Source organism: Aquincola tertiaricarbonis, from assembly GCF_000969605.1.
GTDB classification, from domain to species: domain Bacteria; phylum Pseudomonadota; class Gammaproteobacteria; order Burkholderiales; family Burkholderiaceae_C; genus Aquincola; species Aquincola tertiaricarbonis.
The window spans coordinates 1-25,467 of sequence record NZ_JZUE01000025.1 but is presented as its reverse complement, the minus strand read 5'-3'; the positions used below and the strand labels follow the sequence as shown (position 1 = coordinate 25,467).

Below are 25,467 nucleotides of genomic sequence, written 5' to 3'. Positions count from 1 at the left end.
ATGACGACTTCCGTCCATGCCGTGCGCATCCATGCCTACGGCGGCCCCGAGCAGATGCGCTACGAGCCCGTGGACGTGCCTCCGCCCGCCGCCGGCGAGGTACAGATCCGCCAGCAGGCTGTGGGCGTCAACTACCTGGACACCTACCACCGCCGCGGTGTGTTCCCGCTGCCGGCGCTGCCGGGTGCGCTGGGCGTGGAAGGTGCCGGCGAGCTGGTGGCGGTGGGCGAGGGCGTGCACGGCTGGGCGCCCGGCGACCGCGTGAGTTATGCCGCGCGGCCCATCGGCAGTTATGCCACGCTGCGCAACCTGCCGGCGGCTTCGCTGCTGCGGCTGCCGGCGCAGGTGAGCTTCGAGCAGGCCGCCGCCGTCACGCTGCAGGGCTTGACTGCGCACATGCTGCTGACCAAGGTGGCGCCGGTGGCGGCCGGGCAGACGGTGCTGGTGCATGCCGCCGCGGGCGGCCTGGGCTCGCTGCTGTGCCAGTGGGCGCACCGGCTCGGCGCGCGGGTGATCGGCACCGTTGGCTCGCCGGCCAAGGCCGCGCTGGCACGCCAGCGCGGCTGCGACGAGGTCATCCTCTACAACGACGAGCCCTTCACCGACGGCGTGCGGCGGCTGACCGGCGGTGCCGGCGTGGACGTGGTGTTCGAGGGCCTGGGCGGCGCGGTGTTCCAGCAGTCGCTGACGGTGATGAAGCCGTTCGGCCACATCGTCAACCTGGGCCAGGTGGCCGAAGGGCTGCCGCAGGTGGCGCTGGCCGATCTGGGCCCGGCGCGTTCGCTCACCGTGTCGGTGCCGGGTGTGTTCGCGTACATCGCCACCCATCCGCACCTGGCCGCAGCGGCCGACGAGCTGTTCGGCCTGGTGGCCAGCGGCGCTTTGGCCGTGCATGTCGGCGGCCGTTACCCGCTGAGCGAGGCACGCGCCGCACACGAGGCGCTGCGGGCGCGCAGCACCACCGGCTCGCTGGTGCTCATCCCTTGACCCTTTCATCCGCATCCGACGCCACCATGGGCTTGTTCGACACCCCCGAGCTGCGCCGCTTCCGCGCTGAAGTACGAGACTTCCTGGCCGAGCACCTGGACGCCGAAATGGTGCAGGCCACCCGCGCCGGCCTGCACCTGGAGCGCGCCACGGTGGCCCGCTGGCAGGCCACGCTGGACCGCCGCGGCTGGGGCGCGCCGCACTGGCCGGCGGCGGCCGGCGGCCCGGGCTGGGACGAAGCGCGGCGCTACATCTTCGAAGAAGAGACGGCCTTTGCCGATGCGCCGCTGGGCGACGTGCTGGGCCTGTTCCTGGCCGGCCCGATGTTGATCGCCGAAGGCAGCCCGGCGCAGAAGGCGCGTTACCTGCCGCCCATCCTCAGCGGCGATGAGTTCTGGTGCCAGGGCTTCTCCGAGCCCAATGCCGGCTCCGACCTGGCATCGCTGAAGACCACCGCGCGGCCACAGGGCGGCCACTGGATCGTCAACGGCCAGAAGACTTGGCTGTCGGGCGGGCACATGGCCGACCAGATGTTCCTGCTGGCGCGCACCGAGCCCGATGCCAAGCCGCAGGCCGGGTTGTCGATGTTCGTGGTGGACATGCAAACGCCCGGCCTGACGGTGCAGCCCATCCTCACCATCGACGAAGGCCACAGCGTCAATGCGCTGTTCATCGACGACGTGAAGATCCCGGCCGGCCAGCTGGTGGGCGAGCGTGGCAAGGGCTGGGGTTATGCGAAGGACCTGCTCGCGCGTGAGCGCGTCAACAACGCGCAGGCCGCCCGCAGCAAGCGCGACATCGTCGAGCTCGACCGCCTGGCCCGCACGCTGCACGATGCGCAGGGCCGCCCGCTGATCGACGACCCGGTGGTGCACCGCCGGCTGGCCTCGCTGGCGGCCGACTTCGTCGCGCTCGAATCGGCGGTGCTGGGCGTGGTGGCCGAGCAGATGGCCGGGCATGAGCCGGGCCCGGCGGCCTCGACGCTGAAGATCCGCGGATCGGAGCTGCAGCAGCGCGTGACCGAAACCGCGCTCACGCTGCTGGGGCCGGCCGGCATGGCGCTGCAACCTGTCTATGCAAGCGGCCCGGTGGACGAGGCGGCCACCGGCTGGATCGAGCGGCACCTGTTCCGGCGCGTGGTGACCATCTACGCCGGCTCCAACGAGATCCAGAAGACCATCATCGCCAAGTCCTTGCTGGGAATGTGACATGGACACCGAATCGCTCGCCCTGCTGCTGGACAACGCCCACCGCTGGTTTGCCGCGCACCAGCCGCTGGAAGACCGCCTGGCGCGCTTTCGCGAAGGCCATGTCGAGGCCGCAGGCGCCTGGGCGCAGATGGCCGACATGGGCTGGCTGGCGCTGCCGCTGCCCGAAGCGCAGGAGGGCTTCGGCGCCAGTGCGGCGCAGTGTTTTGCGCTGCTGCGTGCTGCCGGGCGCGATGCGCGGCCCGAGCCGCTGCACCTGCACCTGATGCTGGCGCCCTGGTGGACGCGCCACCGTCCGCAGGATGCGGCGGAGCTGGCCGGGGGCCGCACGCGGCTGGCGCTGGCCGAGCTGCCTGCGGCGCCGGGCGGTGCACGCTGGGCCGACGGCCGGCTGCACGGTAGCGCCGCGGTGGTGATGGGCGGCCTGCACGCGACCCATGTGCTGCTGCCGCTGGCCGATGCGGCGCAGGGCTGTGCCGGCAGCCTGCTGTGTGTGGCCTTGAACAGCCCGGGCGTGCAGGCGCAGCCGGTGCGCCTGCTCGACGGGCGCCACACGCTGCGGCTGCAGTTCGAGGGCGTGCATGCCGAGGCACTGAGCGCCGAGTCACTGCATGCCGAGCCACTGCGCGCCCCGGCAGCGCAGCAGGCGCTCGACCTGGCCGCGGCCGGCCTCGTGGCCGATGCGGTCGGTGTGCTGGAGGCCGCCTTCGACCTCACGCTGGCGTACTTGAAGCAGCGCACCCAGTTCGGCCGGCCGCTGTCGGGCCAGCAGGCGCTGCAGCACCGCATGGCCGAGGTGTTCTGCGACCTGCAGCAGCTGATCGCCCTGGCCGGCCGACTGGCGGCCGAGCTGGCGCAGCAGCCCGATGCACCCGCGCCCACGCTGCCCGTGGCCAAGAGCTTCGTCGGCCGGCGTGCGCTGCGCGCGATGGGCCAGCTGATCCAGGTCTCGGGCGGCATCGGCATGACCGAGGAATACCGGCTGGGCCACCTCTACAAGCGACTGCAGCTCGACGCCACGCTGTTCGGCGATGCCGAGCACCAGCTGCGCCGCATCGACGTGCGGCGCAGCCTGTGCGCCGCCTGACATCCCATCGAAGGAAACCACCACCATGCAATCGACCCGACGCAAGCTGACCCTGGGCGCGCTGTCCCTGGCCGCCATGCCCTGGCGCGCGCAGGCGCAGGCCGCCTATCCGAACGCGCCGGTGCGCTGGATCGTGCCGTTTCCGGCCGGCGGCGGCACCGACGTGGTGGCACGCCTGCTCGGCCAGGCCATGGGCAAGGCGCTGGGGCAGGCGGTGGTGGTGGAGAACAAGCCCGGCGCCGGCACCATGATCGGCGGCGACACCATCGCCCGCGCCGCGGCCGACGGCTACACCATCGGCACCGTCGACGTGTCCACCGTGGCGCTGGCGCCCAGCCTGTATGCCAAGGTGCCCTACAAGCCGGAGAAGGACTTCAGCTGGATCGGCGGCACAACCGTGTTCCCGTTCGTGCTGGTGGTGCACCCCGACGTGGCGGCCCGCAACCTGGGCGAGCTGCTGGCGCTGGCACGTGCCCGGTCGGGCGAGCTGAAGTACGCCACGCCCGGTGCGGGCGGGCCCAACCACCTGGGCATGGAGCTGCTGCAGCGCACCGCCGGCATCAAGCTGCTGCACGTGCCCTACCGCGGCGATGCGCCGGCCCTGCAGGACCTGATGGGCGGCCAGGTGGAGCTGTACCTCGTCAACACCGCGGCCAGCCTGCCGTACATCCGCGCGGGCAAGCTGCGGCCCATTGCGGTGTCGATGGCGCGCCGCAGCGCGGTGCTGCCCGACGTGCCCACCTTCGCCGAGGCCGGCGTGCCCAACTTCGAGGCCTATGCCTGGCAGGGCCTGGCCGCACCGGCCGGCCTGCCGCCGGCCATCGTTCAGCGGCTGAATACCGAGCTGAACCGCGCGCTGGCCACCGACGAGGTGAAGCAGAAGCTGGCCGACATGGGGGTGGAGCCGTCGCCCACCACGCCGGAGGCCTTCGCGCGGCATGTGGCGCAGCAGGCTGCGCAGTGGGGCGGGGTGATCCGCGCCGCCGGCATCCAGCTCGAAGGCTGAGCCGATGGCGGCCTATCCTGAACTGCAGGGGCGTGTGGCCCTGATCACCGGCGGTGCCAGCGGCCTGGGCCTGGCGGCCGCGCAGACGCTGGCGCGGCAGGGCATGCGGGTGGCGGTGGCCGACCTGGATGCCGGCGCCGCCGAGCGTGCCGCGGCGCTGCTGGGCGAAGGCGGCGGCTACCTGGCGCTGCAGGGCGACGTGGCCAGCGAGGCCGATGTGCAGCGCATGGCCGATGCGGTGCTGGCCCGCCACGGCCGCATCGACGTGCTGATCAACAGCGCCGGCATCGCCGACAGCTTCAAGCCCACGGTCGAGCAGCAGGTGGCCGACTTCCGGCGCCTGGTGGACGTGCACCTGACCGGCACCTACATGGTCACCAAGGCCGTGGCGCCGGCCATGCTGCGCCAGTGCAGCGGCTCGGTGATCAACCTCAGCTCGGTGGCCGGCGTGCTGGGCCTGGCGCGCCGCAATGCCTACAGCGCGGCCAAGGCCGGCATCGGCATGATGACCCGCACCATGGGCTGCGAATGGGCCGCGCAGGGCGTGCGCGTGAATGCCATCGCGCCGGGCTACATGCTCACGCCGTTCGCGCAGCGGCTGATCGACGAAGGCAAGCTCGACGCCGGCCGCATCCGCCGCCGCACGCCCGCCGGCCGGCTGGGCACCGCCCAGCACATCGCCGATGCGATGGCCTTCCTGGCCTCCGACGCATCGGCCTTCATCACCGGCGTGACGCTGCCGGTGGACGGCGGCTACATGGCCTGGGGCGCCGCCAGCGACGCCTACGAAGGCCCGCTGGACTGACTGACCACCATGATCTACGAAGAACGCAACTACACCTTCCAGCCGGCCAACTTCCAGCGCTTCCTGAAGCTGTTCGAGGCCGAAGGCCTGGCGCTGATGAACCAGCACCTGGGCGGCCTGGTGGGCTACTTCACCACCGAGACCGGCGAGCTGAACACCGCCGTGCACTGGTGGGCCTATGCCGACCTGGCGGACCGCGAGCGCCGCCGCGCCGCGATGTGGGCCGACCCGCGCTGGATCACCTACGCCGACAAGGTGCTGCCCTGGATCGTGCGCATGGAAACCCGATTGCTGCGCCCGACCGCTTTTTCTCCACTGAGGTAACCGACATGACTGCAGACACTCCCCTGATCGTCACGTACGAAGACGGCATCGCGCGCCTGACCATCAACCGCCCGCATGCGATGAACAGCGTGGGCGGCGCGCTGCACACCGCGCTGTCGCGGGTGTTCATCGACCTGGCCGAGCGGCGCGACCTGCGGGCCATCGTGCTCACCGGCGCCGGCCGCGCGTTCTGCGCCGGCGGCGACATCGAGTGGATGCGCGACGCGATCCGCGACCCCGAGCAGTTCGAGGTCGTCACCTGGGAAGCCAAGCGCATCGTGTACTCGATGCTCGACTGCGAAATCCCGATCATCGGCCGCATCAACGGCGACGCCGTGGGCCTGGGCGCCACGCTGGCGCTGCTGTGCGACATCACGGTGATGGACGACAAGGCGCGCATCGGCGATCCGCATGTGCGCGTGGGCCTGAACGCAGCCGACGGCGGCGGCTTCCTGTGGCCGGCGGTGATCGGCTTCGGCAAGGCGCGCGAGCTGCTGCTCACCGGCGACCTGCTGTGCGCGGAAGAAGCGAAGCAGCTCGGCGCCGTCGGCCACGTGGTGCCCACCGCCGAGCTGGACACCAAGGTGGAGTCCATCGTCGCCAAGCTGCGCACCGGCGCGGCCAAGGCCATCCGCTGGACCAAGGCCGGCTACAGCATCCCGCTGCGCCAGCTGGCCCACGGCCACATGGACGCCGGCACCGCGTACGAGTGCCTGACCAACCTCACGCGCGACCATGCCGAAGGCGTGGAAGCCTTCGCCGAGAAGCGCAAGCCGCAGTTTATTGGCCGCTGAACTACCTTCGTCTTGTGCTGCGTCCAGACGTTAAGGTCCTGGGCGCCACGTGATGAGGCTGCGGAATAAGCTATTGCCTGCTCACCTTGAGCCGCTGTGGTTCAAAACGCTGCGTCTACCGACTGCTTTGCGGTCACGGCTGTCGGTCGCCGAGGGAGAGGGCAAGGCTTCAGGCACCTTGAATGCCTACTTTTAATGCAGGCAACGTTAAGCCATCGTGCGCCGACAGTCGGTTGCCAGGATTGCCACGACCGTCAGCGCCGCCTCGCCCTCGGGAAGGTGTCCGCAAAGCGGACATTGATGGCGCGCTTTCGGCCAGGAACTGACTTCCCTAAACGGCAGCTTTCCGGTAAGCCGGTGCACCGCTGAACATGGCACGTCGCAGGCAAGTTGTCTGCGCCGAAAGGGGCCGAAGTCGCGTGCTACCGAAGTTCCCGTCATGGGTCTCCCTGCCGCCGCTCATTTGAGTCCATGCAAGTCGAGTAGGGCGCACCGGTGAACTTGCAGCGCGTGGGCATCAAATCACGGTGCCGTACAAAGGAGCAGCCATCCCTGTTACAGTTTTACCAAGGGGGCACAACATGGCGTACACCGTCGAGGGATCGTTCGACGCGTTCTACGAGAACATAAACCTCGGGGGCGATCATCGAGAGATCGCGAACAAGCGTCGCGACGACATCATCAACACTCTGGGCAAGACCTTTTCGATCGTCGAGGCATTCGGCTCGGGTTCGATTCCGAAGTACACCGCCCTCAAAAATCACGCCGATCTGGACGTGATAGTCGCACTGCATCACGGCAAGCACATCGACGGGAAGACGCCGACGCAGGTCTTGCAATCGGTACGAGATGCGCTGGCCGAGTGGAGAACGGGTGCACGAAAGAATGGGCAGGCGGTGACTCTTTACTACAAGACTTGGCCAAACGTCGATATCGTTCCCGTAAGCCGCGTCGTGAACGACGATGGCAGCGTCTCGTACTACAACGTGCCCGACTCCAACACGGACACTTGGATCGCCTCTCGACCGAAGACCCACGCCGCGGACATAGAAAAGAGATCTTCTGACTGCGGGTACAACTTCAGGCGGATCATCAAGATGATCAAGCACTGGAATAGGATTCACAGCGAATACCTGCAGAGCTACCACATCGAGGTGCTCGCTCTCAAGGTCTTCGACTCCAACTTAGACGATACACCCTGGAGCGTCTTTCAGTTCTTTGACAAGGCTCGGCCATTGCTTGCCGGCAACTTGTGGCACGAACTTGGATTTGTCGACAGTTACTTGTCGTGGTCGGATCGCGAAGAGGTACTCAATAGGTTCGACACGGCTATCGACAGGAGTCGATCGGCGTGGCACAAGACCTACGACAAGAACGACGACCACAAGGGCGCCATTGAAATCTGGAAGCAGATGTTTGGCGACATGTTTCCTGCGTACGGCTAACCGCATGTCTCGCTCCGACCCAATTCGCACGAACTACTTTGACGCCGTACAGAAGGCGGAAAAGGTGAGTGACTTGCTGTTCTACCTGAGCGCGCTGCTATCGTTCTGCACGCTCCTGGTGGAGCAGAAGACTCACCCCGATGCGTACGACGTTGTGCTGCTTCTGTTCGGCATTTCAGTCGTCGCAATGTTCGTGCTCGGCATGGTGCTCCGCCTGTACCTGATGCCGAGGGCAGAGGACAAGCGCCGCCAAGACTTCTTCAGCAGCGCCTGCAATGTCAACTTAATCCATCAGCAGACCGACGGGTACTACAACAACAACTTCAAGGACCCGATCAAGCGGATGGCCGCGCAGGTGCTAGAGAACAGTTTTTTCAGCCAAGAGATCGCGCTTCGCATGGCTCGCTGCGAGCGTGCCAAGGTAGCCGTCTACACGCTGATATGGCTTGTGCTTCTTCACAACCGTCGAACGGACCTTGGCTGGATCGTCGCTGCTTCGCAAGCGATATTCAGCGAGCAGATTCTGTCCAGGTTGTTCCGTCTAGAGTGGCTCCGAATTCGGTTCGAGAGGACGTTCGACGACGTATTTCGACTGTTTCAGACCAAGCCCTCGGTCGCGCAGTTCAACGCACACGCTCTGGACGCTCTAACGATGTACGAGGCGGCCAAGGCGAACGCAGGCATTACACTGTCGTCGAAGATCTTTGACGACCTGAATCCAACCCTGTCGAAGGATTGGGACAAGGTCAAGTTGACCTTGAAGATATGACCACGGAGATGTGGGCCAAGATAGGTGTTCGTTACGTCTCGCCGATGTTGGCGGTCTTAGTTGCCGGCCCGCGAGCTCAGCGTGCTTCTCCCGCGACAGCATCAAGTTGCGCTGCGCCGGGCTGCGCCCGCCCTTGACCCGCCCGCGGACGCACCTCGTCGACGCGACACGTGTGCCAGCGCGCGGCGGTGAGCCGCGGCAGCAGCCATTCGGTCGCCGACACGCCCGCGACGCTCATCGCGTGACTGGTCGCGAGAGTAGCCGACGTCGGTGGCTACGATTTGCGTGTGGCCGCTTCCGGCCCAAGCAGCCGCTCGACCTACAACTACCGCTTGGGACCGACCAACTGGTCGTTCGTCGGTCAGTTGCGGCACAGGAATGAAACGCTGGTTCGGCGACGGTTCAGGACGTCCTGCCGCCGCCCTGCATCCGACCCTTGAGGAAATCGCGGCCGCCGCTCGACAGCTCGCTGCGTTCTAGCAGCTTTCCGGTGAACTGGAAGTCTTCGTCGATCCGAACGATCAGTAACTGCTCGAAGTCCCCGGCACGCTTGACGAGCACGTGGTCACCGCTCTTCTCCGGAGAGATTGTCTTTACCTCGACCCGCCTGCCGGCAATCTTGCCGTCGGAGCCGGCCTGCTGAGTGGCATGGCGGCGAAGGCCATACTTGATCTCGGCATAGATCTCCCCGAGCTCGCCCCAAATCTGCAAATACCGACCGGTGTTGTCGAAGTGGCGCGCCGCGCATTCGACCAAGTCCTCGAAGATCTCGGCCTGCTGCAGGACGGAGTACGGAAACCCCTCCCTGCTCCGGAACATCTCCTTGGGACGCAGAAAGTTTGCCGCGTCAGGTGACTGACCCTCGAGCTTGGACTCGACCCATTGCCTGCTGAGGTACACCTCTTCCTCAGGTGAATAGCCGACCGCCGCCGCATGGGCGATGTCCTCGGCGCTAGATCCCGCGTCGTGCATGTCATGCAGGAAGTCCCAGTCGCTCATCGGTTCCTTGCTCCAGGAAGGCGTCCGCAGGTCAACTTGATGCCCGATCCGGGGCGCCAACCGAAGCTGGAGTTTCCATCAAAGCGGCTTCGCGATGCGAGCGTTCGGCATAGCCAACTCCTCCGCGGAACGCCTCGCTGGTCGCGTGCTGCCCACCCTTGGCATCGGCCCGCGGCGTGCGCTTGGAAACACCAGGGCGTTGGGCTATCGTGCCTGCGATTCATCAAACCGCAGGCGACAGCTTGTCGCCAAGCCGAACTTTGGGGAAAGAACATGGCGATCCACACAGCGATGGCAGGCGTTGAAGTGGCAGGCTTCGCCACCAGCAAGATCGTCCAGGGCATCAAGCTGATCTATCAGGTGGCCGGTGACCTCAACGATTGGCTCGACCGTCACATCGAGGCGCTGAAGGCATCGGACCGACCGGTGATCGCGTGCACCGGGCGCGTCCTGGAGGCAGCCAAGTTCGGTTTCGGGCTAGGCTATATCGCCTCGACCGTGCTGATCGCCGCTGGCCAGATGCTGCTCGGCAACACGTTCGCCGCCGTCGCAGCCGTTGGCTCCGCGGCAGTTCTTTCTAATCCCATCGCGATGACCTGTGGCGCGGTGGGCGCGATCTACTTCGGATGGACCGCCCTGACGGACAAGGAGCGCGAGCAGATCCTCGAACGGCTGGCCTCTGGCCTGACGCTCGGGCTGGAGTTGATCCGCTCCATCGTCGAATTCTCGGTCCGCAAGTTCGGCGAGCTGCTCGATTCCAAGCAGGCCGAGGCGTCGAAGAAGTTCATCAAGGATTTCGCCGAGGCGTTCGGCCGCTCGCTGTATGACATCACCCGCCAGGTCGGGGACTTCGCGTCTGACAGCGCGGAACTGATCGCTCAACGGACCGGACAGGCCGCCGCGGCGATCAAGGACGCTGCGGGCAAGGTGGGGGATGTGGTGGCCAGCAGCGCAAGCGCCGCGGGCGAGGCGATCAAGGCCGGGGCTTCACGGGTCGGCGAGTTGGCGAGCGACGCGGGCAAGGCGGTGCTCAAGAGAGCAGCCGCCGCGCCGGTCATGACCACCGTGGCGACCGAATCGCCCGATTCGCTCAAGGGCATCCGCCCAGACGATGACAAGAGGCGCTGATTCGGGCGGGCGTACGTGGAAGTGACCCGATCGATGAGTGAAGGGTACCCGTTGGGGCCTGTGCCGGCGGGGAACTTAAAGCCGGATTGCCATAAGGCCACCAGTAGGCTGCCGTTGAGCGGCCTTCGGCTTCAGGCTGATCTGAGACATTCGCGTTTCAGTCCGCGGACGGCAGCAAGCGCCAGCACCGGTCATTGAGCCCTGCGTCCAGGCAGTCGCAAGAGCTTCCCTCGCTCACTGAACATGCTGACAACCCCCGGGGCAGCGCCGCCGTAAACTGCTCTTCAGCGAGCCCGCGCGCACCTCAGGGATTCGACTAATCGGCGTGCCGGTCTGGAAGGAGATCCATGGCGCTGTCCATCATCGTCAGGGCCGATATGGCCGTGAAGGGCTGCCTATGAGCTGGCCTGCTCGGGTGTTACTCACCGGGCGCGAAGGCGCTAGCCAGGCACTCGCTGACCTGGTCATGGCCTGGGCGCGGGATATCGCTTCTGGTCAGCCCCGCTACATCCTTGAGTTGACGCCAAGTCAGCGCGGCGCGCACTGCGGTTGCGAGTGCTCCAGTTGTGGTCTTCCCTTGATCGCCGTGAATGCAGGGAAGACCGAATTCGTGCGGAGGCCGCACTTCCGCCATCCCGAGGGAACCCAACGCGACGATTGCATGGTGCTCACCGCGCGAGTCGCCGTCCTGAGGCAACTGCAGGACGCCGGCTGGATTGACCTGCCAAAACGTCGAGTGACGGCCCAGGTCATGGGCCTCAGCGGCCAGTACCACGATGCCTGGGTCGAGGCCCCGCCGCAGCGGATGCGCATCAGCGAAGTGGACTACCGGGACCGGGCAGCCGCCGTGGTGACGCTCGATGACGGTCGACAGTTCCTTGTGGATCTCACGGGCAGCCCTGGCCAAGCCGGGCAGTCCGACGGCGTTGGGCCGCCAACGATCTTTCTCGGTACCGATGCCCCTGAGCTCGCCAGCATGGGCCCTGCCGAGTTGCGGGAACGCGCGCGGCTGGTGCCGACCGAGGTTTGCTGGCATAGCCACTGGAACGACGCACAGCTTCGCGCTCAGGCCGAACTTGCCGCGCGTGAGGCGGCCCATTTCTACTTCGACGACGTGCCAAGCTGGCTGGAATTGCCGCCGGACCTCGACCCGGCGCTGCGCCGTGAGACGGTGCTCCATTACGAGGTCAAGCGGATCCTGGAGCAGGAGGGTCGTCTCACGGTCCCGGAACTCCGGGTCGAAGCCTCCTGCCCGGGCGTAGACGGTGGGACGGTGATCGAGTCCTGGCTGCTGGACGAGGAAGACTTGCGTCTCAACTGCGTCCGGCTCGAACAACGATACGGCCGGCTGATCCCCGACGTGACCTGCGAGGCGTTCGACGACGAGCACGCCCGCTACCTCCCGTTGCTGATCGAGGTAACGGTCACCAACGTCATTGATGAAGAGCGCCTGGAACGGATCCGTGAGAACCACGAGGCGACGCTGGAAATCGATCTCAGCCGCGCGGGCGGTCGGGTGAATCGCAAGGAGTTCCGCCAGCTTGTGGTCGACGAAGTCGCACTTAAGCGCTGGCTTTTCCACCCTGACGAGCTGCCGATGCAGAACCAGCTCTACAAGGGCTTGCTGGGGCGCGTGCGCAGGGAGCGTGAGGACATCGCGGAACGCGCCAGACTGACCGCCGAGCGCGAGGCGCAGGTCCGGGCGATGCCACTCACGACGATCGCGGCGGACTACCTCCATGCCGTTAGGGCGTTGCAGGTAGCTACGGGCAATCCGATCGAAGCGCCAACTGCGCGGGAGGCCCTTGCGGACGCTGTCGAGAAGCTCGCGTTGCGTGGATTCCCCGAGGCCGGCGATGAAAACCTCCTCGAGCACGATGGCATCCTGGCGCGCCTCCTGTCCATCCGCTGGAACCGACCGGTTGGCTACGGGCGCGAGCACCTCACAGACGTCCTTGACGAAATTCGGAGTACCCGGGGCGCTCGGCAGAGTGAGTTTTCCCTGTACCTCATTGCCGTCAACGCCTATCCGCCCGGTTTCGATGCGGATCAGCAGCGTTGGTTCGACGGCTGGGCCGGCGAGGTGCGCGCAAGCCTTCGGCGACGTGAAAGGACCTACCTCCGCGATCCGTCGTACGACCGGCTGCTCGCGCTCCTGTTCCCCGAGATGGCGCCCGGCCTAGCGAAGAAAGGCGGCAAGCTGGAATCCGTCTATGAACTGATCCTCGATCCGAAGCGTGGCATCTTTGTCCGGCCCGAAACGCCCGAGAGGAGGCCGGCCAAGTTCATCGCCAACCAGCCTCGCGCACGACAGAACGGCCAGCGGCTGCTGGACACCCGGCCCGGCGATGTGAGGCTCAAGGGACGCGACCTGGAAGCGTGGAAGCGAGCCAACCCCGAATGGGCCCGAGCTTGGTTCCCAGAGGAGTTCGATGACGACAGCCCAGCGACCTGACGGTCATTAGGCATGACGCGAATCACTCGCTCCGCTAGGCGGCCTTCTTCTGCATGTCGGCGATTAGTTCCGGGCGCGGCACACCTTCGAACGAATCGCGCTTCAGCCGCAGTGCCTCGATCATGGCCTGGTTCGTCAGCATGAAGTTGTCGAGCAAGGTGTACCAGTTGAGGACGAAGCGCTTCATGCGCGCGTCGTCGCTGACGAGACCCGGAAGACCCTTCGCGACCTGCCCTTCCATGCGGCTGCGAATCTCGGTGTCAGCCTCCGAAATCTTGCGCCCGATCAGAATCAGTTCAAAGTGCATCGCCTCGCTGCCGAACTCCGCGTGCTTCTTGATGAGCTGGGCATAACCGTCCAACTGCTGGAGATGCTTGTAGTTCAGAGCGATGCTCGGGCGCTTGATCTCAACCACGATGCAACGATAGATCCTGCGGCCCATCGAGTCGTGATGGGGCACCTTGCGAGCCAGGAACAGGTCTGTCTGCTTGTTCGCGCCCTCGATGGCGGAGGGCTGGTCGTCGTCCAAGTCTTCCAGAGAGATGTCGTGGATGCCCTTCACTGCGTCGCGAAGCGACTTGGCGATCTTGGTGAATGTGTCTTCCTCTGCGCCAAGTGTTTCGTAGGAGCTGCCGAACAGCCAAGTGTTGGCTTCGATGATCCGTTGCAGATCAGGCGTCTCCAAGGTATCCAGGTAGTGATCGTTCATCAGCGTCCGCAACTTGTCGGCCACCTCATGACGACGGCGTAGGACTTCGATCGCCGACACGATACTCTGCAGTGAGACGCTCCTGAGCTGCTTGGCGAGCAGCTTGGTCGAGACGTCATCAAGCTCCAGCACGCTGTTGAGTACCTCGAAGATCGCGTCGTTCTCGTTGGAGACCGCCAGCTTGTCCAAAAGCCGCACGATGATCTTCTTCTGATTCCTCTTGAGCGACTTCAACGCGGTCGGATCGGCGGTGTAGATCGCGCGCAGGATGCTCTTGGTGTTTTCAAACCTCCACTTTTTGTAGTCCTGGGACAGGCCCACGTACGAAGGAAAGACACCGTCGGCGACATAGCCCTCGATCTCCCGTTCGAACTGCTCCCGAAGGAAGTCCTCGTACACCGACTTGGTGATCTTGTTGAGCTCGCGCGCCAACTTCCGCCAGGTATCCGACTCGTAGCCAGTCGCGTCAGGGCTGGCCAGATCAGCGCCGCTGAGCTCGAAATCGTCCACCCATTTCGAGCCCACGTAGATGCTTGTGTGGAAGTTCCCCTTGTGATTGAACGTGCTGAGCCGCTTGTCCACCGTCTTGCCGGAGGAATTCAACACGTAGACGTAGGACTTCTCGGAGCCCGGCTTCAGGTCCCAGCGAAGCACCGACACGTCGAAGTCATGCCCATCGACCTTGACCTCACGCTGGATGAGATCGTGCGACGGCACCGCCACTTCCGTTCCATTCAGGCGGAGTCTCTTTGCGGGATTCAGTGCGAGGAACCAGCCGAACTCGGTGGACAGCAGCCTGTGAAGTTCGCCAGCTGTCGGCAGATCTGCATGCAGGTTGACCAGTTCCGCGGTCGTTCCGGTCTTCAGGGCAGCCATCCCTGCGGGCAGTGCTGCCGGCTCGACGGACCTGCCCTCGTAGTTCGTGAGCGCCGCGCCGTTCACTTCGATGCGTGCGGGCCCCGACCCTGCAGCAATAGTCCACCAGACGGCACGCTCAGCGAGCCGATGGAAGGACAGTCGGCCGCGCCCGTGCGAACCGTGTGTCGTCACGTCCTCCTTTTTGCTCGAGTCGTTGAAGCGCCCAAAGGTCTCGGCGTGCTTCTCGAGTTCGATGCCTTCCCCATCATCAAAGACCTCGACACGAGTGGCACCACCCATCTGCCCCTCGTCAACCAGAATGTTGACGTTGGGGGCCTTGGCGTCAAACCCGTTCCAGGCGAGTTCGGCGATCGCACGCCAAGGATCGGTGGTCCGAAAATGCTTCTTGATCCCCTCTCCGTTGATCTCCGTCTTCCCTGAAATCTGTCGAATCACCATGCTATGTCTCTGGTTAGATGGCCGGGCCTGCGCTTGGCGAGCAAGATGGCCTGCTGTCGGAGTTGCATCCACATGCGCGATCACTCGCGTGCGTCATCCGCTCACGCTTGCAGCTCACTTTAGGAACTGGAACCCGTCGAAGGCGATGTTGGATCGGATCTTGAAGCATGACGTGATGGGCATGGAGTTTAGGGACTTCGGGCGTACTGCCGCGTTCCCAGATGCGGCGAGCCGTGCATGCGACTCGGGAACAGGAAGTCCTCGGATCTCAGTTCGGCTTGCTTGATCCAGCGCAACAGATGCTCGCTTCCTGGCTGATAGCCGACATCGACGCGTGGCCGCTCGGGGACCGCAATCGCTGCACAGCTGACCTCCGAGGCGGACGGCAGGATGTCCGCTTGGGGTCGAAATGGTGCGGTGAGCGTCCGCTTCGCGGACGCGGCCGTCGGTTGCCGAGGGGGAGGGCGGGCGCGCAGTCACCTTGAAAGGGTGCGTTCGACGGAGGCGATAGCGGGCCGTCCTGCCGCGACAGTCCGGTGCCGGGATTGCCACGGACCGACAGCGCCGCTTCTTTTTGGGGGGTTGTCCGCGAAGCGGACGCTAATGGCGCGCTTCCGGCCATTAAGCGACATTCAGGGCAATTTCTGCTCGACCTTGCGAAAATACGCATTGAGGCGCGGACGGAAAGCGTTCACGAACCGGTTGGTGACACCAGTCAGCCAGGCGAGGTGCTGCGAGCGGACTTGCGGGTTGCGCCAATCTCCGAGAGGGCGGACGACCCAGATGGTCGGGGTGCCCTCGTTGCGGGACACCCAATCCAGCTGTACGCCGATCTCCTTCTCTATGTCTTCGCGGTCGCAGTAGAGCTGCTCATAAGCGTCGGCGGCTAGTTCGTACTTGTTCGCGAAAGCCAAGTACACCCCGATCTGATCAGTGCCTCTAGCTATGTAGGCGCTTACCCAGCACTCCCGGCCCGACGGTGGCATCGGAAAGAACGCATTCGTCCCGCGAGGTGGCTTCCGCGGTTTTAGCTGAGTGGCGTCATCTAGGACCAAACGCTCGAGGTAGTCTGTCCAAAACGCGCCGAGCCACTGACCGTATTCCCTTTGCTCAGAAGATCCTGGCGCCTCATCGTTTCCTGCGTCCTGGGGAGCAGGTAGGGCAGCGAGCTCGGTTCCGTCAGCTGCTACTGCGACAGCTACGACGCGTCGAATCAGCTCGGTCTTTGCCAGCACCCGCGGACATAGCAAGACCCCATCGCCGAGTTGATAGGCGGCGACCTCAACCAGCCCGAAGGAGAAACGCAGCGAACCGTAGCGTTCCAAGAACGCTACCAGGGCTTCTGTCCCCGAGCGAATGCCGTCGCCTACGATCAACAGTACGATCTCGCCTCTCCGCAAGCTGTGGTTGATGCCGTCAGTGAACTCACGCTCGTCGAGTGTGGCAAAACGCTGTCGGGCCGATACAAGCAGGTACCCCGGGCCGCGTCCAGTGGCCTTCGCAACTTCTCGATCCAGGTCCTCGTACGTCCAGGCGGTAAGCTCTTTCGCGTAGTCGAGGATCTGCGCGACTACCGTCCGTCGCGCTTCAGGGTTGCGCCAAAGCTTTGTCTCGACCAGCACTACCTGTCCGGTGGTGGTGACGTAGAGGATGTCCGCAGGGCCGGCCAGTGTGTTTAATTCCATGCACACTGGCGCGACCTCGCCCAGGTGCGGAGCAATTTCTTTTAATGGCAGTGCATGGGGTTGCTCAAACAGCTGGCGCTGCAGCCAGGCCTCGCTGAACTGCGCGTCGCCTGTGGCCAGCGGGATGCGCGACAAGAGCTGCGCTGAAGAGCCCGAGATTACGATGGGGTTCGAGAAGGACATATATCAAGGCGCCAGAATAAGGCCGGCGTGGTCGCCGTGCTTGTTCGTCCGTCGGCCATTCATTGAGTAAAATTCAGCCGATATACGACGCAACGAGTACATGAGTGTTGAATGAGCGGGCAATCAAAGTTGCCAATACCGAGTTCTTTTCCGAAGAAGCCGCACATCTCCGCGAGCTGAACTCGGCGACACGCTAAGGCCCGCTGCAAGGCGCCGGCAACGGCACCGTCGCGCGACCGCTGCTTCACGGCAGCAAATCAAGAACAACGATGCCCAATTTGTCCTAGCCCTTCACTCAAAAAAGGGGGGGGCAGAAGCTGCCCGACTGGCAGCTCGTCGACACAGAGGGCCTGTTGACTCGGGCCAATCCGCCGGCTGCAAGGAACGGCGATGGCTGGTCGGTTTACCGCGCGCTGACCTCGCTATGTGCCTTGCAATGTCCGTCTCAAGCACAATAAGCTGTCAATGTATGACCAGACGCGGTGTATAACTGTTTTTCCTCTAATGATCAAGCGCGTGAGTGCGCAAAAGTCTCCATTCGAACGTTCAAGAGGTCGTTGGCAAAACCCCGGACCATTAGTGCCTCAAGGTCGTTGATCATTCCGTCGTCAACGTGGTATGCGCTGAAATAGAGTGCTAAATCGAATAGTTCTAGCAGGAGATCTTTAGGCTGTCTGAGCTTCTCATAGCTAGGCTTGAACTCTTGATTTCGCTCAGGGTGCTGAACTAGCGAAATTCGTTGCACGTCACGCTTGCGGTTGAATGCAAGATTCATCTCTTTCCAGAGGCTCTGCTCTCGCGCCTTCCCGATGTAAAGTGCTCGTCCGCGCGAGTCGTAGAAGATATAGATGCCATAGCTTGCCTCTAGGTCTTTCTTTAATCCCTGCGCATAGAGGTTGGAGTCCGCACCGCCGGAAAAAACTTGCCAGCTGGCCTCGCGCTTGGTCAGGCACTTGGTGATCGGGTAGAACTCAACGATTGGCTTGATCGTTTCAAGCTGCGCCCTGCTCACCGCAGCAGAACGCGACTTCGCCAGTGCAGCTGCCACCTGTGCTGGGCTAAGGTCCTCATCCTGGTTCTTCCAGTTGTTCAAGGTCCCTACGGAAATGCCTAACACTCGGGCTAGTTCGGACTGCGATGTCGTCTGCAGCTTCTTTGCCAATGCTTCAACCAACTCCGTCGCTTTCAAATTGACTCCCTGTCTGCCGGCCATCTGTCACGCTGCATGATGCTCGGCCAAAGCTTCAAGAGCAAAAGGGTAGCTCTCTAACTTAGCCGAACCAAACGGCCGCAGCGGAAATGATACGCAAATCTTACCAGCGCATGGTCGTGCCCAAACGCGTGCGTTGCATTGTTTTCAGCGACTACCCTGTTTGATAACGCGTAAGCGATGGTCTCTAGGACGCCAAATCGGGGCGGCACCAGGGACGGCCGGTCCCGCTCGCCCGTCTCTAGGCCGCCGAGGTCATGCCCAGCAACCCGCCAGAATTGCACCTGACCACGCCAGTAGTGCAGCAACATCCTTCTGAGACCGCACAAATTGCGGCGTTGACTCCAGCTTGAGAACCAGTGCGAAAAGAATGCCAAGTACGGCTGCGCCGAGGGCGCATCCCTTAATACATTCCGCTCCGCATCCTGGCAATGTCGCGGTGCTCATGGAATCGCCTGGTAATGAAGCTCGTCCATGTCCTTGATCTGATCAGTCAGTGCAGCTACCGCTGCACTCACAGTCCGCGTATCCGCGGCGGAGATTCGTTTCGTGATGGCGAGCTAAGAGATTAAAGGAATTCGCTATTGCGACGGAGCGGTGAAAATTCACTACCCCCAAGTCGCGGGGCGGTCGTCCTCGACGCACGCGGTACGGATCTCAATGGAACCCAGCCTTGACGATTGGAACGGAAGGTCGGCTTTGGTTCGAAACGGTGCGTTGACCGTCCGCTTCGCGGATACAGCTGCGGCTCGCCGAGGGAAGGGCAGATCTGCAGTCAGCTTTAAAGGGTGCGTTCGACGGGCGCAATAGACCGCCGCCGTGCAGCGACAGTCGTCTGCCAAGATTTCCACGGATCGGCAGCGCCGCCTTACCGTCGGGCAGGCGTCCGCAAAGCGGACGTTGATGGCGCGCTCCCGGCCAAATGGGTGCGTCGCTCAATCGACCTCGAAGACCCACTTCAGACGACTGCAGCCGGTCAGATTTTTCGGTCTAGGCAAAGCCCCCGCCGGAATCTTGGCTCCGCTGCAGCCGTGGATGGGAACTTTGGTGCAGTAGTTGCCTGACTTCAGGCCAAGCACCCCACGAGTCCCATCTTCACCGGGGCTGACGATGACGGATTCCTGAGCCGTAGCGCCGCAGGACCCGAATGTGAGCCTTATCAAAGCGATCGGAATCGCAGGCAATGGCGGTGTCGGCGTGCTGGTGCCCGTCCCGCAGCGATGAGGGCGGGTTGAAGGACTTCAACGATCTGCATGTGACGGATGGCCCTGCGGTCGTTCGGCAGCAATTGCAGGGAGACTCGAGCCGCACATGGCTGAGCCACCGCCTGGCGGTGTCCGTGGCCGCTGAGTGGCTGGGCGTTGATGCCCAGGTAGTGCGGCCTGGTGAACCCACGCGCGACACCGGCGAAGTGCTCGGGCGACCGATCTGCACGCCATGCAAGCCACCGGCCCCAGTTAGGCGGTGGCGCACCCGGTCGCAGCGCTGGACAAACCGCCGGAGCCGGGCGCGGATGGCGGCCATCCAGTACCGGGATGGCCGTGGCCAGGCGCAGGGGCAGAGAACTCGGCATCGGCAAATCGCTGACTGCCTTACGCGTTGTCAGGCGCTGCCGCGCGACACGATCGAGTAGCCGATGTCCACGATCCGATTGTCGACCGTGCGTCCCTCGGCGCGGTCGATGATGAACTGGGCCGCTGTCCTGCCGATGCGGTCGTAGTCGATCCGCACGGTGGTCAGCGGCGGGTGCAGCGAGGCGGCGAAATTGACGTCGCCGTGGCCCACGATCGAGATGTCCTCCGGTACGGGGATCGAGCGCACCAGGCATTCGGTGAGCGCGCCCATCGCCAGCGCATCCGAGCCGCAGAACACGCCGTCGAGGTCGGGGTGCTTGTCGAGCAGCGCGGCAAATCCGGCGCGGCCTTTTTCATGGGTGGTGGGCGAGTGCACCAGCTCGATCTGCGGCGTGCGCACGCCGCCGCGCGCCGCAGCACGGCAGAAGCCTTCGTTGCGCTGCCGTGCGCGGTCATCGTCGCCGCTGACGATGCCCAGCTTCTTGCGGCCGCGCGACAGCAGGAAGTCGGCGACGTCGAAGCCGAGCCGTTCGTGCGAGAAGCCGACGATCATGTCGATCGGGGTCGATGTCAGGTCCCAGGTCTCCACGACCGGGATGCCGCTGGCCAGCAGGCGCGTGCGGCCTTCGTGCGAGTGCATCACCCCGGTGAGCACGATGCCGTCCGGCCGGCGACCCAGCAGGGCGTCGAGCAGCTTGTCTTCACCCGCCTGGGTGAAGCCCGCCTGGCCCAGCAGCACGTGGTAGTCGTGCGCCCCCAGAGCCAACGTGAGCGACTCGATGGTCTCGGTGAACACCCCACCGGTCAGGCTGGGCACCACCGCCGCCACCAGCTTGCTGCGCCGCGACCGCAGGCCGCCGGCGATCAGGTTGGGAACGTAGCCCGTGCGCGCGATGGCCTCGCGCACGCGGTCGAGCGTGGGCGCCGACACCCGGTCGGGATTCGTGACGGCACGCGAGACCGTAATGATGGACACCCCGGCCACACGGGCGACATCGTGGACGGTGACAGCCAGCGACTTGCTTCGGGGCTGCTTGGTGGCGGGCAAGGTAGGGGCATGGCAGCTGAAACGGTCGCGCATCCTAACGTCCTGCGCGGGGCAGGCCCGTCATGCCGACGGTGCTGCCGGATCGCGGGTTATCCATGAGCGGCAGCCTCTTGCGGCTCAAGACGGACAACGTTAACAATGGCTCACCGACCGCTTAAGCCTGCTGCAGAAGCCCGCCGATCACGGCGATGGACAACGTTGTCATTGAGGGCCGGGCGGTCGGTGGCCCACCCATTTCGAGAGGAGACCCATGAAGAAGACCCGACTGATGTTGGCGCTGGCGCTGCTGGCCGCAGGCCTTGGCGGCGCACAGGCGCAGGTGTCGTCGCTGCCGCCGGCCAAGCTGTTCCCGAACGAGAACACGGCGCTGGTGACCCTGCACCTCAACAAGGCTCGCGAGATCGCGGGCGACGATCTGTTCCTGCTGTACCAGCAGCGCTGCATCATCGACCAGGCGTTCCCGATCGTGGACGACGACATGCAGAACGCCGGGCTGGTGCTGCCCACCCAGGCCTTCGAGGACCTGTACTTCGTGGGCCAGAACGGCGTTTCGGCCTGGCTCGTCAAGACCAACGCCGGCCTGGTGGTCTTCGATGCGCTGAACAACGCCGATGAGGCCGAGAACATCCTCGTCGACGGCATGCGCAAGCTGGGCCTGAACCCGGCCGACCTGCGATTCGTCGTGGTGACCCACGAGCACCGTGACCACTACGGCGGTGCCAAGTACCTGCAGGACACCTACGGTGCGCAGGTGGTGGCCTCCGAGGTCGCTTGGACCGCTATGGAGCGAGCCACCGGCACCCCGGTGCGCAACGTCACGGTGGCCGACGGCCAGTCGTGGACGGTGGGTGGCAAGACCTTCCGATTCTTCGTCACACCGGGCCACACCGACGGCTCGCTGTCGACGCTGATCCCGGTGACCGACAAGGGCGGTGGCAAGCACACGGCGGCGTTGTACGGCGGCTTCGGCATTCCGGGCAGCGTGACCAACAAGGTCAAGCAGATCCAGTCGCTGCAGCGCTTCGGCAACTACACCCAGGCCGCCGGCGTGGACGTGATCATCGGCAATCACCAGGTGCAGGACGCTTCGCTGGCCAAGATGGACCTCGCCCGCCACCGCCGCTGCGACGCCAACACCTGTGTCGACCCCAATCCCTTCGTCATCGAACGCCCGGTGGCCGGCGCGAAGTCGACCTCGCCCGAGAAGTTCCGCGTGTATTCGCGCTTCCTGCAGGTGCAGGAGCAGTGCATCCGCGTCAACGCCGCTCGCAACGGGCAGGTGCTGCCGCTGTGACCACCACGTCCCCCATCGCCCAAGGAGCATTCATGTCGTTCCAACGCACCACGCTGGCCGTGGCCCTGGCCCTGCTGGCCGGCAGCTCGCAGGCCGCCATCGTTTCCCTTAGCGGCGACACCACCGGTGGCCCCAGCTTCAACCGCTTGCTGGAGGACGTCTCCGGCCTGTCGAGCGAGGGTACCTCGGTCCGCTATGCCGCCTACCAGTTCACGGTGGACGCCGCGGGGCTGTACACCTTCCTGACGACGGCCAACTTCGACAACATGGCCTTCCTGTATGCCGGCAGCTTCGACGCCACGCTGCCGCTGGCCGGCGCGCTGAAGGGCAACGACGACCTGGTGTCGGCCACCACGGCCGGCTTCTCGCATGCGCTGCAGGCGGGCGGTACCTACGTGTACCTGACCACCGGCTTCGCCAACGGCGACGCTGGCGTCTTCAGCACCACGATCGGCGGGCCGGGCCTGATCGCCGCGGTGCCCGAGCCCTCGACCTACGCACTGCTGGCCCTGGGCCTGGCGGCGGTCGGTGCCGTGGCCCGTCGCCAGGGTCAACGGGGTCGGTGAACGATGCCGGGCCACGCGTGGCGCTCCTCCCGTTCGAGGGTGGCCCGGCGCCGGGCCGACCGCCGTCGTCGCACCATCGGTCCTCTGGTGCTCGCATGGCTGCTTTCGGTGTCCGGCTTCGTCTGCGCCCACGGCTACTTCCCACCTAAACATGGCGGGTTAATGAGCGAGGGCGGCGAGATCTCGATGGAGCTGGTGACGCAGGCGGCGCGAACGGTGCTGTATGTCGAGGACCACGGAACACCGGTGCCGACCGCCGGTGCCACCGGCGCGGTCGCGCTGGGGACGATCGGTTCAACGCAGCAGGTGCTTGCCTTGGTCGGCGACGGGGACAACCGTCTGGTCGGACCACCCCTGCGCCTCTCGGCGGGCGATCGCGTGGTGGCACGCGCGGAGCTGCCGGACGGCAACGTGGTGTTCGTGCGCTTTCGGGTGCCGCAGCCGGGCGAGGCTGTTTCCACCGCTGCCGGCCAAGCGCTGCCAGGTTTGACCGGTCCCTCGGTTGCCCCATTCGCACGCCCTTTCGCGCCGCCGTTCGCGCTACCGATGGCCCGACCACTGCCTGATCGTGCGCAGCCGTCTTCACCGGTTCCTCAGCAGCCGCAATCCACTGAATGTGTTCCATGAGCAAGCTATTGACCTCTTTCGCGGCCCTCGGCGTGGCCGCGACCCTCGCGGCCCCGGCGTCCTGGGCGCAAGGCTGGCCCGACAAGCCGATCACCCTGGTGGTGCCGTTTCCACCCGGCGGCTCGACCGACTCCGTCGCCCGCGCCATCGGCCCCAAGCTGACCGAACGATTCGGCCAGACCGTCGTCGTCGACAACAAGGCGGGTGCCACCGGCACCATTGGCGCCGGCGCCGTCAAGCGCGCGCCGGCCGACGGCTACACCTTTTTGGTCACGTCGCTCGGGCCGCTGGTGCTTGCGCCGCACCTCTTTAAAAGCGTGCCCTACGACGCGCAGAAGGACTTTGACTACGTGACGGTAGCCGTGCAGGCGCCCAACGTGCTGGTGGTGCCTGTGGCTTCGCCGCACATGACGGTGGCCGACGTCATTGCCCAGGCACGCACACAGCCCGGCAAGATGACCTTCGCATCGTCGGGCAACGGCTCAAGCGATCACCTGACGGCCGCGCTGTTCTGGCAGCAGACTGGCACGAGCGGTTCGCACATTCCCTACAAGGGCGGCGCACCCGCGATCTCGGATCTGCTGGGCGGCCAGGTGGACGCTTCCTTCCAGAACGTCAACGCGGTGCTGCCGCACATCCGCGCGGGCAAGCTGCGGGCGTTGGCGGTCACCGGCGACAAGCGCTCACCCGTGCTGCCCGAGGTGCCGACCATGGCGGAAGCCGGCGTGAAGAACGTCGATGTGTATTCGTGGCAGGCGGTGGTCGCGCCCCAGGGGCTGCCGGCCGAGGTCTATAAGCGGTTTCACGAAGCCGTGGTCGCGGCGCTGAACGATCCCGGAGTCAAGCAGCAGTTCACCGCCATCGGCCTCGAGGTCGTGGCGAATACGCCGGCGCAGTTCCGGGCGTTCCAGGCGGCGGAGTTCGCGCGATGGAAGAGAGTGATCGAGGCCGGCAAGATCACCGCGGATTGAGGTTCAGCGATGACCGGCGGCGCTTCAGGTGAGTTGGCTATGCTCGGCGCTGACAAGCGCCGGCCCCAAGCGATATACCAGGCGCTGACGGGCCGCATCGCCGATGGCCGGCTGCGCGCGGGATGCCGTTTGACGGAACGGCATCTGGCCGAGGAGTTCAACGCCAGTCGCACGGTGGTGCGTGAGGCGCTGGTCAAACTGCAGGCGCGCGGTCTGGCCTACACGCGGCAAGGGGCGGGGACCGTGGTGCTCGAGCCTGTTGAGTACCCTGAGAGATGCTGCCCGGAACCGAGCGACACGAGTATCACCGGGTCCTGGCTGGAGGTCAGGCTGGGCTTGGAAACGGAGGCAGCGGCACTGGCGGCCCGCCGGCGCACAGCGGCCGATCTGCAACGGTTGGACGCTGCGGCGCGGCGCCGGCCTGGCTCTTGGGGCGGCAACCATCACTTCCACCTGGCGGTGGCGCAGGCCGCCCATAACCGGCTGTACCTGAACCTGCTCAGGTCGACGCTGGCGGCGCACGAAGCGGAGTGGCCGGAGGAGTCGGGCGGGCGAAAACCGCCATCCACGGGTCACGGGGACCTTTACATTGCCATCGTGCAGGCCATCCGTGCCGGCGACTCCGTCGCTGCGTCTGCCTGCATGCGGTTGCTGCTTAACGCTCAGCGCAGCACGCTGTGTGAGGAGGACCAGCCGCCTTCTGCGCAGTAAACGGCGGTCACTGATGGGGTCGCGATGATGTCGGCGACGACGACGGCGCCTGCGATGTATGCAGCACCTCAAAACACCGTCGCTTGGATCAGCCTTGGCCGGTCGAACCGAACGTCGGCTTGGGGCGCAGACCGTAAGCGTAGAGGTTGACTGCGACCAGCCGCATCCGCTGCGCACCGGACCTCCGATGCTGCGCCTTCAAATTCCGCTTTGGGTCGAAAGGGAGCGTCCGCGAACGTCCGGTCTTGCAGGCGGCGTCTGAGGTGCGCCGGCTCTTCGCCGGGGCCCCGTCAGCCTGAGCACCGCGCATCGGCCTATGGGTCTTGGTCTGCCTGGCTCGCATATTCGCCGTGCCAACACGTCAAACCGGCTGCGCCGGTGTCCTGACAACCGCGGCCCTTGCCCGTGCCCGGGGATCGCGGGCTCTGTCGCCTTTCCGCTGCGCGGGAACGCCGCCCGCTTGTCGTCCTGACCGGCTGTGCCAGCCAGCACGCCACCCCGGTCACCCGCCACGCCCGAAGCCGGGCCGCGGAGGTGGTGTGATCGCCCCGGCTCGTCCGTCGCG

21 protein-coding genes and 1 pseudogene are annotated in these 25,467 nt (G+C 65.1%); 16 read left to right on the top strand and 6 right to left on the bottom strand.

All coding sequences use genetic code 11. The features are described 5' to 3' along the window. The 9 genes from VO99_RS22610 to VO99_RS22570 all read left to right on the top strand — a co-directional run bounded on the left by VO99_RS22610 (window position 1) and on the right by VO99_RS22570 (window position 8,425). On the top strand, window positions 1–987 hold the full coding sequence (locus VO99_RS22610) for a quinone oxidoreductase family protein (RefSeq protein WP_046115208.1): 987 nt from the start codon (window positions 1–3) through the stop codon (window positions 985–987). Next, window positions 984–2,195, top strand: coding sequence for an acyl-CoA dehydrogenase family protein (locus tag VO99_RS22605; protein WP_157039713.1), 1,212 nt, complete (start codon window positions 984–986; stop codon window positions 2,193–2,195). The genes VO99_RS22610 and VO99_RS22605 overlap by 4 nt, the downstream gene beginning before the upstream one ends. A 1-nt stretch (window position 2,196) precedes the next feature. After that, window positions 2,197–3,282 (top strand): acyl-CoA dehydrogenase family protein, encoded by a 1,086-nt coding sequence (locus VO99_RS29175; RefSeq protein ID WP_052736560.1) that lies wholly within the window; start codon window positions 2,197–2,199, stop codon window positions 3,280–3,282. 25 nt (window positions 3,283–3,307) lie between these two features. Beyond that, on the top strand, window positions 3,308–4,288 hold the full coding sequence (locus VO99_RS22595) for a Bug family tripartite tricarboxylate transporter substrate binding protein (RefSeq protein ID WP_046115206.1): 981 nt from the start codon (window positions 3,308–3,310) through the stop codon (window positions 4,286–4,288). Between the two features lie 4 nt (window positions 4,289–4,292). Next, window positions 4,293–5,093, top strand: coding sequence for an SDR family NAD(P)-dependent oxidoreductase (locus VO99_RS22590; RefSeq protein WP_046115205.1), 801 nt, complete (start codon window positions 4,293–4,295; stop codon window positions 5,091–5,093). Between the two features lie 9 nt (window positions 5,094–5,102). Beyond that, window positions 5,103–5,417, top strand: a complete 315-nt coding sequence (locus VO99_RS22585; RefSeq protein WP_046115204.1) for an NIPSNAP family protein — start codon at window positions 5,103–5,105, stop codon at window positions 5,415–5,417. A 5-nt stretch (window positions 5,418–5,422) separates the two neighbouring features. Further along, entirely contained in the window at window positions 5,423–6,211 is a 789-nt protein-coding gene (locus VO99_RS22580) for an enoyl-CoA hydratase/isomerase family protein (RefSeq protein ID WP_046115203.1), read from the top strand. A gap of 581 nt (window positions 6,212–6,792) precedes the next feature. Continuing rightward, the gene (locus VO99_RS22575; RefSeq protein WP_046115202.1) at window positions 6,793–7,656 is read left to right on the top strand and encodes a nucleotidyltransferase domain-containing protein; all 864 of its coding nucleotides are present in this window, start codon (window positions 6,793–6,795) and stop codon (window positions 7,654–7,656) included. A 4-nt stretch (window positions 7,657–7,660) separates the two neighbouring features. Next, window positions 7,661–8,425, top strand: coding sequence for a hypothetical protein (locus VO99_RS22570; protein WP_046115201.1), 765 nt, complete (start codon window positions 7,661–7,663; stop codon window positions 8,423–8,425). A gap of 402 nt (window positions 8,426–8,827) precedes the next feature. Here VO99_RS22570 and VO99_RS22565 read toward each other — a convergent pair whose 3' ends face one another. Then, a complete protein-coding gene (locus VO99_RS22565; protein WP_046115200.1) occupies window positions 8,828–9,424 on the bottom strand; it encodes a DUF6998 domain-containing protein in 597 nt (198 codons plus the stop codon). Window positions 9,425–9,697: 273 nt separating this feature from the next. Between VO99_RS22565 and VO99_RS22560 the strand changes: the two genes are divergently transcribed. Both VO99_RS22560 and VO99_RS22555 read left to right on the top strand, forming a co-directional pair. After that, on the top strand, window positions 9,698–10,552 hold the full coding sequence (locus VO99_RS22560) for a hypothetical protein (protein ID WP_046115199.1): 855 nt from the start codon (window positions 9,698–9,700) through the stop codon (window positions 10,550–10,552). A 397-nt stretch (window positions 10,553–10,949) separates the two neighbouring features. Further along, window positions 10,950–13,007: a hypothetical protein gene (locus VO99_RS22555; RefSeq protein ID WP_157039712.1), complete on the top strand. Its 2,058-nt coding sequence runs from the start codon at window positions 10,950–10,952 to the stop codon at window positions 13,005–13,007. A 34-nt stretch (window positions 13,008–13,041) separates the two neighbouring features. Here the strand turns inward: VO99_RS22555 and VO99_RS22550 are convergent, their stop codons facing one another. From VO99_RS22550 to VO99_RS22540, 5 genes and pseudogenes are all read right to left on the bottom strand, one after another. After that, window positions 13,042–15,033, bottom strand: coding sequence for an ATP-binding protein (locus VO99_RS22550; protein ID WP_046115197.1), 1,992 nt, complete (start codon window positions 15,031–15,033; stop codon window positions 13,042–13,044). 197 nt (window positions 15,034–15,230) lie between these two features. Then, a pseudogene (locus VO99_RS31470) lies at window positions 15,231–15,338 on the bottom strand (integrase); the annotation flags it as partial. A 327-nt stretch (window positions 15,339–15,665) separates the two neighbouring features. Then, window positions 15,666–16,901: a DUF4268 domain-containing protein gene (locus tag VO99_RS22545; protein ID WP_052736559.1), complete on the bottom strand. Its 1,236-nt coding sequence runs from the start codon at window positions 16,899–16,901 to the stop codon at window positions 15,666–15,668. Between the two features lie 508 nt (window positions 16,902–17,409). Further along, window positions 17,410–18,114 carry a hypothetical protein gene (locus VO99_RS29725; RefSeq protein WP_198157028.1) on the bottom strand — a complete coding sequence of 235 codons (705 nt, stop codon included), beginning with the start codon at window positions 18,112–18,114 and terminating at the stop codon, window positions 17,410–17,412. Window positions 18,115–19,713: 1,599 nt separating this feature from the next. Beyond that, on the bottom strand, window positions 19,714–20,766 hold the full coding sequence (locus VO99_RS22540; protein ID WP_046115196.1) for a LacI family DNA-binding transcriptional regulator: 1,053 nt from the start codon (window positions 20,764–20,766) through the stop codon (window positions 19,714–19,716). A gap of 217 nt (window positions 20,767–20,983) precedes the next feature. Here VO99_RS22540 and VO99_RS22535 point away from each other — a divergent pair, with 217 nt between their 5' ends. From VO99_RS22535 to VO99_RS29170, 5 genes are all read left to right on the top strand, one after another. Then, window positions 20,984–22,027 (top strand): MBL fold metallo-hydrolase, encoded by a 1,044-nt coding sequence (locus VO99_RS22535; RefSeq protein WP_083440840.1) that lies wholly within the window; start codon window positions 20,984–20,986, stop codon window positions 22,025–22,027. A gap of 32 nt (window positions 22,028–22,059) precedes the next feature. Further along, a complete protein-coding gene (locus VO99_RS22530) occupies window positions 22,060–22,593 on the top strand; it encodes a PEP-CTERM sorting domain-containing protein (protein WP_052736557.1) in 534 nt (177 codons plus the stop codon). A gap of 87 nt (window positions 22,594–22,680) precedes the next feature. After that, complete coding sequence (locus VO99_RS30470; protein ID WP_157039711.1) at window positions 22,681–23,220, top strand: hypothetical protein; 540 nt, start codon at window positions 22,681–22,683, stop codon at window positions 23,218–23,220. Further along, window positions 23,217–24,191, top strand: coding sequence for a Bug family tripartite tricarboxylate transporter substrate binding protein (locus VO99_RS22525; RefSeq protein ID WP_046115195.1), 975 nt, complete (start codon window positions 23,217–23,219; stop codon window positions 24,189–24,191). The genes VO99_RS30470 and VO99_RS22525 overlap by 4 nt, the downstream gene beginning before the upstream one ends. Before the next feature lie 9 nt (window positions 24,192–24,200). Continuing rightward, window positions 24,201–24,902, top strand: coding sequence for a FadR/GntR family transcriptional regulator (locus tag VO99_RS29170; RefSeq protein WP_052736556.1), 702 nt, complete (start codon window positions 24,201–24,203; stop codon window positions 24,900–24,902). Window positions 24,903–25,467: the final 565 nt, after the last annotated feature.